Genomic DNA, 15,121 nt, shown 5'->3' on the forward strand with positions numbered 1-15,121 from the left:
CCGCATTGAATTTGAAATTCGATGCGGAATTTTTTTGTTTTAACCTATGTTGATTCGCCCGTTTTGTAGATAAAAAGATTGAAAGGAAATTCAAGCGCATGAAAATTAAAAATACGCTAAACATTGGTAAGACCAAATTTCCCATGCGAGGTAATTTACCGACGACGGAGTTACAAAGAGAAAAAATTTGGGCTGATAATAAGGTCTATGAGGCTCGGCAAAAGTTAAATGCGGGTAAGCCTTCCTTCATTTTGCATGATGGACCTCCATATGCAAATGGAAATATCCATATTGGACATGCTATGAACAAGATTTCAAAAGATATCATTGTTCGTTATAAGTCGATGAGTGGATTTAATGCGCCCTTTATTCCAGGTTGGGATACTCACGGATTGCCCATTGAGCAACAATTAACCAAAATGGGAAAAGATCGTAAAGCGGTCGGATCAGTTATTTGGCGTAAGATGGCGGATGAATTTGCACATAAGCAAGTTAAAAAGCAGATGAACGACTTTAAGCGCTTGGGTATTGCAGCAGATTGGAATCATCCTTATCTGACTTTGATGCCTGAGTTTGAAGCCGCACAAATTCGCGTTTTTGCGACGATGGCGGACAAAGGCTATATTTATCGTGGTAAGAAGCCAGTCTTTTGGTCATGGTCGTCTGAATCAGCTTTAGCAATGTCTGAAATTGAGTATCATGATGTGACCGCTCCAACGGCCTTTTACGCTGAACAGGTTAAAGACGGGAAAGGGTTGTTAGATGATGAGACTTATTTCGTCGTTTGGACTACGACTCCTTGGACAATCCCTGGTTCACGCGGAATTTCGCTTAACGCCAATTTCACCTACGTGCAAGTACAACCATCCGGGTCAACGAAAAAGTATATTTTAGCAAAAGACTTGTTAGCGGATGATGCGGCTTTGTTTGGTTGGGACGAGTATGAAGTTTTAGCTGAATTTAAGGGAACTGATTTAGAGTATATGACGGCTACGCACCCATTTGACTCAGAGATTGAGTTATTAGTGATGCTTGCTGACTTTGTAACCTTGGATGCTGGGACTGGTTTAGTTCACACGGCACCTGGTTTTGGAGAAGATGATTTCTTTGTTGGTCAAAAGTATGGGCTAGAAGTGGCTGTGCCAGTTGATTACCAAGGTAAAATGTTGCCAGAAGCCGGGGCTGATTTTGCTGGTTTGTTCTATGAAGATGCGAATGAAGTTGCTTTAAAGAAGCTACAAGCACAGGGTGTCTTGTTAAAAGAAGAACCAATTACACACTCATATCCATTTGATTGGCGCACGAAAAAACCGGTTATTTATCGAGCAGTGCCACAATGGTTTGCTTCAGTATCTGATTTTCGGCCGGAGTTATTGAATTCATTGGATGATGTCAATTTTTCACCGGCATGGGGTAAAAAGCGCCTTTACAATATGTTAAAGGATCGTGGTGATTGGGTTATTTCTCGGCAACGTGTCTGGGGGGTTCCTCTGCCAATCTTTTACGCTGAAGATGGTACGCCAATCTTAGATGCTAAAATTATTAATCATGTGGCTGATTTAGTCGCTGAGCACGGTTCAACGTATTGGTTTGAACAAGATGCTAAGGACTTGTTGCCAGCAGGTTATACCAATACCCATTCGCCGCATGGTGAGTTTACCAAAGAAAGCGACATTATGGACGTGTGGTTTGATTCTGGAACTTCACACCAAGGTGTTTTGGCGACTCGCGATAATTTGTCATTCCCTGCTGATTTAGTGTTAGAAGGGTCTGATCAATATCGTGGATGGTTTAATTCATCATTGATCACATCTGTAGCGGTTACTGGTCAAGCACCATACCGGAATGTCTTATCACAGGGCTTCACTTTGGATGGTAATGGCGAGAAGATGTCAAAGTCATTAGGTAATACAATTGTACCAAGCGAGATTACCGATAGTATGGGAGCTGAGATTATTCGCTTGTGGGTTTCATCAGTTGATACTTCTCAAGATGTGCGCGTATCCATGGACGGTTTCAAACAAACTTCAGAGGCTTACCGTAAGATTCGTAACACCATGCGGTTCCTTTTGGCTAACACGAATGATTTTAATTCAAAGAAGGATACTTTAGCGTTTGCTGATTTAAGCCCTGTTGACCAATATTTCTATGCTCACTTTAATGCAGTGGTGGCCGAAATTTTGGCGGCTTATGATGCATATGATTTCCAGACGGTTAACAAAGTATTGATGAATTTTATCAATACGGATTTGTCAGCATTCTATTTGGATTTCAATAAAGATGTCTTGTATGTTGAAGCACCGGCGAGCCAAGTTCGACGTTCAGTGCAAACGGTGCTTTATAAGTTGGTCGTTGCTTTGGATAAGTTGATTTTGCCAATCTTGCCGCACACGGCTGAAGAAATTTTTGAATATTTGCCAGCTGAGGTAGGTGATTTTGCCTATTTGACGGAAATGCCAACGGTAGAAGATCTTGGGGATGTGTCTGAATTATTAGCGAACTGGACGGCGTTTATGGACTTGCGTTCAGCGGTCAATAAGGCTTTGGAATCTGCTCGGAACCAAGAATTAATTGGTAAGCCTGCAGAAGCCGCCTTAACTTTGTATCTCACAGATGCACAAGCGCATATGGTTTCGCAATTGCAACAAGATATTCGAGTAGTTTTGATGGTGTCGCAATTAACCTTACACAAGGTTGATGAAGCATCAGGTGAGGCACAAATGTTTGACGAATTCTTAATTCAAGTTGAACATGCTAAGGGGGAGATGTCACCACGCGATCGGATGTACCATACCGATTTGGGATCTGATCCAGACTTCCCAATGTTGTCAGCTCACGAAGCCCAAATTATTCGTGAAAACTATCCAGAAGCATTAACTGAAGGATTAGAATAAGCTTGATTGCCCCCAGATAAATAGTGAGAGTTTTGAAATGATTAGGGGAATAAAATATGGAAAATAAAAACGCTTTTGAAGAAGCCAATGCCGAATTGGTAGACGTTTTTAACAATGCAATGTGGATTGAAGAAGCGGTTTTGGGAGATTCAGCATATAATGATTTAACGTTAAAAGATATGCATATTATTGCTGCCATTGGGGATGAAAAGCAGGTTACCGCATCACGTTTAGCCGAAATTATTCGGGTAACACCGAGTACGATGACCAGTGCAATTGATAAATTAGTCCGTAAGAATTACGTTCAACGTGAACGTGACCAAGATGACCGACGGGTTGTGTTGATTACGCTTACTGAATCAGGACAAAAGGTTTGTGAGATGCATGCGGAGTTTCATCGTAAATTAACCAAAGCCTTGTTAAGTAGTTCCGATGAAACGGCTAATCAAAATATTCAAACTGCGCTTGGGCGGCTACAACAATATTTACGTAATTTAAATCAATAATAATAAAAAATAATCTTTGTAATTAGGAAATTCATTTCTAACTGCAAAGATTATTTTTTATTTGGCTTTAATTCGAAGCACTGGTTATTTAGTAATTGGATAGATAAGTGCGTATTTAGCCAAATTCAGAGGCTAAATGCATTTGATAATGTTGGTTGCCTAAGAAGCTAATTTGCTTACTATAGAGCTGATTAAGTTGATCTAAAGCGGTAATGGTGGGCACGTTTTGTGGATTGGGTAGTTGTTTTAGTAAGGGTGAAACCCATTTGACCTCGTGATTAACTAATAAGTAAGTTGGCTGCTGTTGAGCGTTGAAAGACCGGTAAATCTGTTGGACGGGTTGTTTGGTCTTGACGGTGTTATGATTAGCCAATGTAAAAATTGTTTGATAGACGCGTTTGATGTCAGTTTGGGTACCACGTAATTCATAGTTGTCAATTAAGGGAGCATTAAAAGCAAGACTATAGCGGCGGGCTGTTAAGAGGTACTGAGCATTAAAATTTTTATTTCCAGAACCAATAATACCAATAATGTTGTCGAAATTGGGTAAATCGGTTAGCGTGTCATACAAATCAGTTGTCATAATTTCACGCACGCCTTGATCGATTCCATTTCCGCCATCTAAATAAGTTGGAACGAAAATAATGGTTGGCAAAGTTAACTGAAGTTTCTCGGCGGAAGTAGTGAGCTCAGTGGGGATTAATTCTAAATTATCGGCCTGGCTCTGGCTAAAAGCAACTAAGTTATTTATAAATGATTTGGTATTTCCGGCAACGGATATATATAGTAGTTTAATTTGCATAATAAACCTCGAGAGTAATGAATAATTTGGCAATTAAGTTATAAATTTTAAAAGTCATAAGACTAGTTTATCAGAAAACAAAAATAAATATAACACTCCGTTATTTTAGTTATAAAATATAAAACGGCTATAAATGGCATTTTAAAGCTATTTGAATGGGGAGATGGGTATGATAAATAAATTTAAATATTGCATTCTGTTATTTACGTGAGTATACTAAAGGACATAGAAACAGGCCAAGCAAAAGAAGATAATTTTTAAGAGAAAGAGAGGACATAGTGATGGCAGTAACAGTTTATACGAAAAATAATTGTGTGCAATGTAAGATGACTAAGAAAACTTTGGAGCAATACGGAATTGATTTTGTAGAGAAAAATATTGAAGAGGACGCACAATCAATGACCACTTTGAAGAATCAAGGTTATCAAGCAGTGCCGGTTGTGTTTGCGGACCAAGTTGAACCTATTAAAGGATTCCGACCTGATTTATTAAAGCAATTGAAGGTGGCAATTTAATAGGATTTTGGATATGTTAATTGGCCCCGATTAAGTAAGATGCAGGCTTATATCAGATGCAGTCGGTCAAAAAAGGCAAGTAGGATTCGATGGAATGGTGCAGGGCCTTTTTTTATTGGTTTGATGGACTAGACCGATGATTTTTGATTGAAATTAAGCGCATTTTAACCGAATGGGAACCAAAAATTAGGCGGCAATTAAAATCTAGTATTTGCCGAATGGTACTAGCCAAAAATAAAGGAGTTTAAGTGATGGCATTAGATGAATTAAATCAAGATACGGTGACGTACTTTGACTTAAATAATGAATTAAACATTCCAAAAGATGGAACGATTCAAATTGGAAAAGACCAGGAGGCTTTGGCGGCCTTCTTACGTGAAAATGTACAACCGAATACTTTACGTTTTGATAACTTGCAAGCACGGTTTGATTATTTGAAAGCCGAAGGTTATGTTGATGCAAAGATGGTTGATCAATATCGCTTTACTTTTATTGAGGAATTATATCAATTTTTGGAAGATGCTGATTTTCACTTTAAATCCTTTATGGCTGCTTATAAGTTTTATGCGCAATACGCATTAAAAACGAATGATAAGCGCTTCTATGTTGAAAATTATATTGATCGGGTGGCGATGAATGCGCTATTCTTTGCCCATGGTGATGAACAATTAGCGTTGGACTTGGCTGATGAAATGGTACATCAACGTTATCAACCAGCCACCCCATCTTTTTTAAACGCTGGACGAGCTCGACGTGGTGAGTTGGTTTCATGTTTTGTTTTACAGGCAACCGATGACATGAATTCGATTGGGCGGACGGTTAATTCGGCCTTACAGCTTTCTAAAAAAGGCGGGGGCGTTGGGATTAATTTATCTAACTTACGTGAAGCTGGCGCGGCGATTAAAGGTGTAGCCAATGCAGCGTCGGGCGTCGTACCTGTGATGAAGTTATTGGAAGATTCATTCACGTACTCAAATCAAATGGGGCAACGGCAAGGAGCTGGGGTTGTCTATTTGTCAGTATTTCACCCAGATATTATGCAATTCTTAGCGACAAAGAAGGAAAACGCCGATGAAAAGATTCGGGTTAAAACGTTATCGTTAGGCTTAACTGTGCCCGATAAATTCTATGAATTGGTTCAACAAGATGCCACGATGTACCTATTTTCGCCCTATGATGTCGAGCGTGAATACGGACAACCTTTCAATTACGTGGATATTACAGCTGAATATGATTATATGATTGCTAATCCAGCGATTCATAAGACGACTATTCGTGCGCGTGATTTAGAGAATGAAATTTCAAAGCTGCAACAAGAGTCGGGTTACCCATATGTAATTAATATTGACACGGTTAATCGGGCTAATCCAGTGGCTGGAAAAGTGATCTCATCAAACCTTTGTTCTGAAATTTTGCAAGTTCAAACCCCAAGTAGGATTAATGACGAACAAACGTATGATCAAATGGGACATGATATTTCTTGTAACTTAGGCTCAACTAATATTGTCAATATGCTGGAGACTCCTAATTTTGAAAAATCAGTTGAAACCATGTTGCGCGCTTTGTCATACGTTTCAGATAGCTCAAATTTGAACGTGGTACCAACAGTTCAGGCTGGAAATCAAGCTTTGCATGCGGTTGGTTTGGGTGCGATGGGACTAGCCGCCTTTTTTGCTAAAAATCAAATGCACTATGGAGATGCTGAGGCACTGGACTTTACTAATATTTATTTCATGATGCTTAATTACTATACATTGAAGGCGTCCAATAAACTGGCACGAGAACGAAAAACCACATTTATGGGGTTTGAAGATTCAGCATATGCTGATGGTAGTTATTTTCAAACATATCTGGATGAAAACATTCAACCGAAAACACCAAAAGTGCAACAAATTTTTGCAAAACACCATGTCCCAAATGTGCATGATTGGGTTGAATTGAAGCAAGCCATTCAAAAAGATGGACTTTATAATGCATATCGTTTGGCCATTGCGCCAACGGGTTCAATCTCATACGTGAATGATTCAACTGCTTCACTGCACCCTATTATTAATAAGGTTGAGGAGCGGCAAGAAAAGACAATTGGTAAAATTTATTATCCAGCACCTTACTTGCAAAATGATACTATCGCGTATTATGATTCAGCTTATGATATGGATATGCGCAAGGTCATCGATGTGTACGCGACCGCCCAAAAGCATATTGATCAAGGGATGGCGTTGACGCTCTTTATGCGTTCAACCTTGCCAGAAGGTCTGTATGAATGGAAACAAGGTCGCACTAATAAGATGACGACACGTGATTTAAATATCTTACGGATGTATGCTTATCATAAAAATATCAAGTCGGTCTATTATGTGCGGACCTATACGGATGATGATGGAGAATTGAGCGTTAATGAATGTGAAGCATGCTCAATTTAAGCAGATGGGAGATAATAAATGAGTGACGCATATCAAGCAATTAATTGGAACTTAATTGAAGATCAGGTTGATAAAGCAACATGGGAAAAGCTAACGGAACAATTCTGGCTCGATACTCGGATTCCTTTGTCAAATGATTTAGATGATTGGCGGAAAATGACGGCTGAGGAACATCAATTAGTGGGGCATGTCTTTGGTGGTTTGACCCTGTTAGATACGTTGCAGTCTCAAGATGGAATGCGTTCTTTGAAAGAAAACGTTCGGACGCAGCATGAGACCGCTGTTTTAAATAACATTGAATTTATGGAATCGGTGCATGCAAAATCATATTCATCGATTTTTGAAACGTTGAATACTGCCCAAGAGATCGATGAAATCTTTGCATGGACTCAAGCGGATGAGCACCTACAATTTAAAGCACAAAAGATTAATGACGTTTATCAAAATGGGGCGCCTTTGCAGAAAAAAGTGGCTTCTGTGTTCCTAGAAACGTTCTTATTCTATTCAGGATTTTACACACCATTGTATTACCTTGGTCATAATAAGCTAAATAATGTGGCGGAAATTATTAAATTGATTTTGCGCGATGAGTCTGTACACGGAACTTATATTGGGTATAAATTCCAACTTGGCTTTAATGAGTTAGCAGAAGATGAACAAGCTGAATTAAAAGAATGGTTGTACGGATTTCTATTGGAGCTGTATGAAAATGAAGAATACTTCACGCATACATTATATGATGCAGTGGGGTGGACGGAATCAGTCTTAACTTTCATTCGATATAATGCGAACAAAGCCTTAATGAATTTGGGCCAAGATCCATTGTTTCCTGATGGGGCTGATGATGTTAATCCAATTGTGATGAATGGAATCTCAACTACAACATCAAATCACGACTTTTTCTCACAAGTAGGAAATGGGTATCGTTTGGGACAAGTTGAAGCCATGGAAGATCAAGACTATTTGTATGGTTTGAATGATATAAAACAATAATTTGTAGATAGCAAAAAAGCATCGTGTCCTTGGAATTTCCGGAAGACACGGTGCTTTTTAAGTAATTATTAGTCAATAATACGCAGATCCTTTGAAAGATGCGTGAATGAATCAGCACCATTTTCAGTTAAGACCACAGAATCTTCAATTCGAACCCCCATATCGCCTGGAATATAAATTCCTGGTTCAATGGAGAAGACCATTCCTGGTTCTAAGACTAAGTCACTGCCAGCCATAATTTGTGGATATTCGTGAACGGAAGAGCCAAGACCGTGACCAAGACGATGCACGAAGTATTCACCATAACCAGCTTTGGTGATAATATCGCGTGCAATTTGATCTAATTCTCCAGCGGTCATCCCTGGCTTTACTTGATCTTGCGCGGCTAATTGTGCCTCTAAGGTTACTTGGTAGACTTCGCGTTGGTGATCAGTTACTCCTTGGAAGGCAACAGTTCGCGTGGCGTCAGAAACATAACCTTCATAAATGGTTCCGAGGTCAAAGAGGGCCATTTCATTAGGCTTTAGAACATTATTACCTGTGGCACCATGTGGATTAGCCGCGTGGGCACCAAATTGAACCAATGTTTCAAATGACATACCAGGAATGCCACGCTTCTTAGTATCATACTCTAAGGCAGCGGCTACAGCTAATTCAGTCGTTCCAGCACCTAATGCAGCGAAGCCAGCTTCAAAAGCGGCATCGGCATCGCGTCCAGCTTGGTGCATTTTTTCAATTTCATCGGCGTTTTTGTGAAGCCGCATGTTTTGAATTAATTCAGTAATGTTAGCCTCAAAGTGAGCTTGAGGTAAGACATTTTGGAGTGCCTTGGCACGTGCTAAGGTAAGTTGATTTTCTTCAATTGCCAGGTGGGCAAGGGGCGCTTTAGGCGCTGAAAGTGCCGTAGCTAGTAAAGCCCAACCATCTTCTTGATCTTGGTAACCAGTGACACGACCTGACCAGCCAGTTTGCCGCACCGCTTCGACTTCAAGGGCGGGCGCAAACATCAAAGGCTCATTTTGGGCGTAAATTGCTAAAACTAAAATCCGTTCAATCGGATCTGATTCAAAACCGGTTAAATATGCAATGGTGTGGTAGTCAGTTAAGAGAGCCGCATCGAGTTCATTTTGATTTAGCCAGGTCTGAATGGCATGGATTTTTTGATTCATCGTAGTACTCCAATCTAAAGTAATTGTTATTAATTGTACAACTAAAAATTGATAATAGCCAATGATAAAAAAATAATCAATGTGATATTATTCGCATTGATTCGCAAATGAAAACGGTTGTATATGTTTTCATAACTTGCTATAATTGTTAAACATTAATAAGTGGAAAATGGAGATACGCGATTATGGAAAAACAAACCGTGACGATTTATGATGTTGCACGTGAAGCTGGCGTTTCAATGGCCACTGTTTCACGCGTTGTGAATGGAAATACGAATGTTCGCGCCGAGACTAAAGAGAAAGTGGAAGCTGTGATCGAACGCCTAGATTATCGGCCAAATGCGGTCGCTCGGGGCTTAGCATCACGTAAGAGTACGACGATTGGAATCATTGTACCTGATGTAACGAATGTATATTTCTCAGAATTAGCACGCGGGATTGATGATGTTGCGCAGATGTATAATTATCAAATTATTTTGACTAATTCAGATGAAAAAAATACTTCAAATGTGTTTGAATCATTGTTGGGTAAGCAAGTAGATGGTATTTTGTATATGGGTAACATTATTGATGATAGTCTTCGTGAAAAAATCGAAAAGAATAATATACCAGTAGTTTTGTCAGGATCAGTCGATGTTGAAAAGCAACTGCCATCCGTGAATATTGACTATATCTCAGCGGTGTATGATGTTACTAAGCGTTTGATTGAACATGGTCATCAAAAAATTGCCTTTGTTTCAGGCCCATTAGATGAAACTATTAATACTGAGTTTAAATTTAAGGGTTATCAAAAAGCTTTGGCTGAGGTAGGTTTGGATTATACAGATGATCTATTAGTTTCAGGTGATTATAATTATCAAAGTGGCTACCAATTAGGATTGATGATCCATGATGCAGGTGCCACCGCGGCCGTGGTTGTCGATGATGAAATGGCAGCGGGAGTCTTGAACTATATGACTGATCAAGATGTTGTAACGCCAGATGACTTTGAAATTGTGACGATTAATAATTCGCACATTACTTTATTGACACGGCCACAATTAAGTTCAGTAACGCAACCAATCTATGATATTGGGGCCGTCTCAATGCGAATGTTGACCAAGTTGATGAATGGTGAAGAGTTGGATACACATGATATGATTTTGCCACATGGGTATGTCGGTCGTGGAACTACGAAGTAAATTTAACAATCGGGTCAAATGCCGGTTCCTTGGTGGGACGGGCGTTTTTTACTGTAGGATTGCTTTTAAAGCAGGCAATCTAAAATATGGATTAATTATTCGGACAAATGCCGGGTTTTGTAGGCATGGAAATAACAATTTTTGAATAAATGTTAAAATATCCGCGAAGGTGTACGGGTTGATGGTATAATTATTGAGTTAAGATATGGATGAGAAAGAGGAAAACTATGGCGGCCAAGTACGAGTTGATTAAAAATAAAATTAAAGAGGAAATAGAAGCTGGGGACTATCGTATTGGGGCGAAGTTACCAACTGAATCTGAATTAATGGCTCGTTTTTCGGTTTCCAGATTTACGGTTCGACGAGCAATTACGGATTTAGAAAACGAAAATTATGTGTATAAAGTGCAAGGTGGGGGAATGTTCGTCGATAATTGGCGGGTGCCGGTAGCCACGAGTGGGACCACGAAGTTAATTGGGATGGTGACGACTCATATTGCGCATTATATTTTTCCAAATATTATTAGTGGTGTAGATCGGGCGGTTTCAAAACAAGGATATACCATGTTAGTTGCCAATACACACAATGATCCGGTGCGCGAGCGGAAAGCCTTGTTATCAATGTTGGATAATAATGTGGCGGGGTTGATTATTGAGCCGACACAAAGTGCTTTTAATAAAGAGAATTTGGATATCTACCGGCACATTGATGAGTTAAATATTCCAATTGTTTTTATCAATGCGATTTATGAAGGCTTAGATTACCCAGTGGTAAAACAGGCTGATGAAGTTGCAGAAAAACATTTAGTTGAATATTTATTTAATCAAGGTCACAACAAAATTTTAGGGGTCTTTCAAGTAGACGATTTGCAGGGAGTCCGCCGGATGAATGGCTTTATTGGCGCTTATCAGGCTAAGCCAGAATTGGCATTAAATTCATCAACCATTATGTATCGTTCGTCGGATCCCATTAATATGGTTCTAGGTAAAATAGAGCAATATCTGAGGGCGAATCAAGAGATTACCGCGATTGTTGCGTATAATGATCAACTGGCTATTGAAATTTATGATTTGATTCATGAAATGGGGCTGAAGATGCCCGATGACATTTCGATTGTCGGCTTTGATGATTATTTGTTAGATGAGTATGTTACCCCTAAATTAACCACCATGACACATGAAAAAGAGCGGATGGGTGGGGACGCCGCTAATCTGCTAATTCAGGCGTTGAATGGCGAAAAGGTTACGTCTGTGAATTACGAACCGACTTTTATTGAACGGGAGAGCGTGCGGGATATTAAAGAAGACCATTAATTTAATAACGCAACCAAAACTTAGCCCATGAATGGGACTAAGTTTTTTTAATTATAAATGTATTGTGTATAATTGAATAACTTTTGTGTGCGTTAAGCAATGTTAGCGCTGTTTTTTAAATGATAAAATATGTTTGTAAATAAATTTGGAGAAAGGTTAATAATTAATTTTAGCTGGTGATTATGAAAAAGAATTAAACACAAATGATTAGATTTATGATCGTTATGCCATAATATTGCAGGTGAACGAAAAGCGTAATTGGCTTTATGCGATGTGCAAAAATGATAATGATGAAGATTGAAAAAAACAAGTTGGATTAATGAGGCAGCCAATAGTTGAATATGATTATATAAATCTCATTAGTCAAAATATGCATATCAAGCTTGATACAAATGGACATAAATGAAATCAAATCAGAAGTGTCAGTGGTAAAAGTGGACAACCAAACCTGGTTTAAATATTTTGTTAAATATTAATCAGGTACAAGGTTATATTTATAAATTAGAATTCATATCTTCAGACTTAGGAGAATATAAAATTGAATTTATCTTTAATGACGGAACAATATTAGGAGGATTTTTTATCATCGTTAATCTTGGAACAAACCGGTTACATTGCTAATCATGTTCAAACATATTCAGCATTAGTTGGAATTAAAATTTCTTTTATTTTAGTTCTAGTAATATGCTTTATCATCGGTGAAGTAATTATGCTAGCAGATCGTAAGTTTGAAAAAAATGGAAGCTACCGTAAAATCAGATTTAGAAGAACGTTAAATTAATAAAGCTCTGGGATTAAATTTTTAATGCTAGGGCTTTTTTGTATCAATACTATTTTAAATATACTGAAATGAGGGTGAAAAAGGGATAGTGAAGCGTTATAAGTTGGCAACAAACAAATTTGTTAGTAATTTGTACGGTTTTAAAAATATTTACGCTTGATTTATACGTAAAAACACTTTATTATACTTAACTGTAATCGCTTACAGGGATGTGTAAGTAAATTTAAGTTAGAAATAACAAAACCAAGGAGTGTTTTTTATGGAAAATTATAATCCATTAATTATTCAACGAGCAGACCCTTATATCTATAAGCATACAGATGGCTATTATTATTTTAGTGCTTCGGTTCCTGCGTATAACTTAATTGAGTTACGACGTTCAAAGACGATTGCCGGATTAGCGCATGCGATGCCGCGTACGATTTGGCGTAAACATGCAACAGGAACGGGGGAAGAGAGTGAATTAATTTGGGCACCAGAAATCCATTTTATTAATGGAAAATGGTATGTCTACTATGCAGCATCTCATACAACAGAATTTGATGCGAACGGAATGTTTCAACATCGTATGTATGTAATCGAATGTGATGCTGTAGATCCAATGGAAACAGAGGATAATTGGATTGAAAAAGGGCGTGTGCAAACGCCATTGGATACTTTTGCTTTAGATGCAACCGTTTTTGAATGGAAAGAGCACTTGTACTATGTTTGGGCGCAAAAGAATCCAGAAATTTTCGGAAATACAAATATTTATATTGCTGAAATGGAGAATCCATGGACGCTTAAAACCGCACCGATTCTGCTAACTAAGCCTGAGTATGATTGGGAAACGCAAATTTTTGCGGTTAATGAAGGCCCTGCTATCTTGCATCGGAATGGTAAATTCTTCTTAACTTTCTCTGGGAGTGCTACGGATGAAAATTATTGTATGGGGATGTTGTATGCTGATGAAAATAGCGACCTATTAGATGCAGCTAGTTGGACCAAAGTTGATCATCCCGTATTTACTTCGGATGTTGAACATAATCTCTTAGGCCCTGGGCATAATTCATTTACTGTGTCTGAGGACGGGAAAAAAGATTTGTTAGTTTATCACATTCGTAACTATGCTGATATAAAGGGTGATCCTTTGTATGATCCGAACCGGCATACGATGGTTCAGGAATTTAGCTATGATGCAGACGGTTTCCCAGTCTTTGGTAGCCCAGTTCAATTTACAGATTTATAAAATTAAGAGGTAGATAATATTATGAATACGACAACAGAAGAGAAAGGAATGTTTTGGTCATTCCCGGTATCGCACTTTTCTTATTTTTTCATATGGGCAATCGTTAATGGTTATTTAACCCTGTGGTTAGAGCAAGTTACACACTTAAACGGTAGTCAAGCTGGAATTATTTTTTCAATGATGGCAGTGATGTCATTAATTTTCCAACCAATTTTCGGATATGTTTCTGATCGATTGGTCATGAAAAAGACATTGGTTTTTGTGATCCTATTAGCTGGAACTTTAATTGGACCTTTCTTTCAATGGGCTTTCTTGCCATTATTAAATTCAACAAACGCCATGGTAGTTGCGATTGTAACTGGAATCTATTTATCATTTGTTTTGAATGGTGGGGTTTCGGTTATTGAACAATACATTCAACGGGCGTCAGTCACTAATAATTTTGAATTCGGTCATTCTCGAATTGGTGGTTCAATTGCGGGAGCAGTTGCTTCCTTCATTGGTGGACGACTATTCTTATGGCAACCAAACGCAATTTTTTGGGCAGCAAGTCTATCGGCTGTCATTGCCTTCATGATGTTTTTGTTCTTTGATAAAATTTCGGATAATAATGTTGCTTTAGCAACCGATAATTTAAGTGATCGGGTTAATATGAAGGACGTTTTAGCCCTTTTTAAAGTTCGTAACTTTTGGATTTTAGGAATTTTCTATATGGGAGCTTCGGCTTTATATGATGTTTTTGATCAACAATTCGTAATCTTTTTCCAAAGTTTCTTCCATACTGTTTCACAGGCAACAACGGTTTATTCCAATACAGTAACGGTTCAGATGTTTATTGAAATGATTTTGATGATTCCAATGCCTTACATTATTAATAAAATTGGGGCACGGAATGGATTATTAATTTATGGATTTATTACTGCGTTGCGGATTATTGGAACGGCATTAGCACCTAATTGGATTTTCATTGTGGTTTTGCGGTTATTAGCCGGATTTGAAATGCCATTGGTTTTGGTTTCAATTATGAAGTATATTGGTTTAACATTTGACAATCGTTTGTACGCTACTGTTTACGCATTGGCTGCAAACTTTATGAAGCAAGTGTCAGTCTTTATCTTCTCAGCATTAGCTGGAACTATGTATGACAATATTGGATTCCAACATACGTATTTGATCATGGGGGGAGTCGTTTTGATTATTACTATTATGGCTACGCTTTTCTTGGATAAGGAGCACACTGATCCAAATACAATTCCAAAAATGTAAATTTTCCAGATAAATAAAAGGCGTCTAATGGGGTGATTAGGCGCCTTTTT

The 15,121-nt window shown here is 38.4% G+C and carries 11 protein-coding genes; 9 read left to right on the top strand and 2 right to left on the bottom strand.

Annotation, left to right across the window (positions count from 1 at the left end; all coding sequences use genetic code 11):
* The first annotated feature begins 98 nt into the window (after positions 1-98).
* Together ileS and ACJQWY_RS01645 are read left to right on the top strand one after the other, a co-directional pair.
* Complete coding sequence (gene ileS, locus ACJQWY_RS01640) at positions 99-2,894, top strand: isoleucine--tRNA ligase (RefSeq protein WP_407076019.1); 2,796 nt, start codon at positions 99-101, stop codon at positions 2,892-2,894.
* Between the two features lie 56 nt (positions 2,895-2,950).
* The gene (locus tag ACJQWY_RS01645; protein WP_407076020.1) at positions 2,951-3,400 is read left to right on the top strand and encodes a MarR family winged helix-turn-helix transcriptional regulator; all 450 of its coding nucleotides are present in this window, start codon (positions 2,951-2,953) and stop codon (positions 3,398-3,400) included.
* A gap of 115 nt (positions 3,401-3,515) precedes the next feature.
* Here ACJQWY_RS01645 and ACJQWY_RS01650 read toward each other — a convergent pair whose 3' ends face one another.
* Positions 3,516-4,202 (bottom strand): class Ib ribonucleoside-diphosphate reductase assembly flavoprotein NrdI, encoded by a 687-nt coding sequence (locus ACJQWY_RS01650; RefSeq protein ID WP_407076021.1) that lies wholly within the window; start codon positions 4,200-4,202, stop codon positions 3,516-3,518.
* 278 nt (positions 4,203-4,480) lie between these two features.
* Between ACJQWY_RS01650 and nrdH the strand changes: the two genes are divergently transcribed.
* From nrdH to nrdF, 3 genes are all read left to right on the top strand, one after another.
* Positions 4,481-4,717: a glutaredoxin-like protein NrdH gene (gene nrdH / locus ACJQWY_RS01655; protein WP_407076022.1), complete on the top strand. Its 237-nt coding sequence runs from the start codon at positions 4,481-4,483 to the stop codon at positions 4,715-4,717.
* A 251-nt stretch (positions 4,718-4,968) separates the two neighbouring features.
* The gene (gene nrdE / locus ACJQWY_RS01660) at positions 4,969-7,140 is read left to right on the top strand and encodes a class 1b ribonucleoside-diphosphate reductase subunit alpha (RefSeq protein WP_407076023.1); all 2,172 of its coding nucleotides are present in this window, start codon (positions 4,969-4,971) and stop codon (positions 7,138-7,140) included.
* A gap of 18 nt (positions 7,141-7,158) precedes the next feature.
* Entirely contained in the window at positions 7,159-8,133 is a 975-nt protein-coding gene (gene nrdF, locus ACJQWY_RS01665) for a class 1b ribonucleoside-diphosphate reductase subunit beta (protein ID WP_407076024.1), read from the top strand.
* A gap of 68 nt (positions 8,134-8,201) precedes the next feature.
* On the opposite strand, the gene ACJQWY_RS01670 is transcribed toward nrdF, so the two are convergent.
* Positions 8,202-9,302 carry a M24 family metallopeptidase gene (locus ACJQWY_RS01670; protein WP_407076025.1) on the bottom strand — a complete coding sequence of 367 codons (1,101 nt, stop codon included), beginning with the start codon at positions 9,300-9,302 and terminating at the stop codon, positions 8,202-8,204.
* Between the two features lie 185 nt (positions 9,303-9,487).
* Between ACJQWY_RS01670 and ccpA the strand changes: the two genes are divergently transcribed.
* The 4 genes from ccpA to ACJQWY_RS01690 all read left to right on the top strand — a co-directional run bounded on the left by ccpA (position 9,488) and on the right by ACJQWY_RS01690 (position 15,071).
* Positions 9,488-10,483 carry a catabolite control protein A gene (gene ccpA, locus ACJQWY_RS01675; RefSeq protein WP_407076026.1) on the top strand — a complete coding sequence of 332 codons (996 nt, stop codon included), beginning with the start codon at positions 9,488-9,490 and terminating at the stop codon, positions 10,481-10,483.
* Between the two features lie 227 nt (positions 10,484-10,710).
* Positions 10,711-11,796, top strand: coding sequence for a GntR family transcriptional regulator (locus tag ACJQWY_RS01680; protein WP_407076027.1), 1,086 nt, complete (start codon positions 10,711-10,713; stop codon positions 11,794-11,796).
* A gap of 1,040 nt (positions 11,797-12,836) precedes the next feature.
* Positions 12,837-13,805, top strand: coding sequence for a glycoside hydrolase family 43 protein (locus ACJQWY_RS01685; protein WP_407076028.1), 969 nt, complete (start codon positions 12,837-12,839; stop codon positions 13,803-13,805).
* Between the two features lie 21 nt (positions 13,806-13,826).
* Positions 13,827-15,071, top strand: coding sequence for an oligosaccharide MFS transporter (locus ACJQWY_RS01690; RefSeq protein WP_407076029.1), 1,245 nt, complete (start codon positions 13,827-13,829; stop codon positions 15,069-15,071).
* Positions 15,072-15,121: the final 50 nt, after the last annotated feature.

The organism is Weissella kandleri, assembly GCF_045504165.1.
Lineage (GTDB): Bacteria > Bacillota > Bacilli > Lactobacillales > Lactobacillaceae > Weissella > Weissella kandleri_A.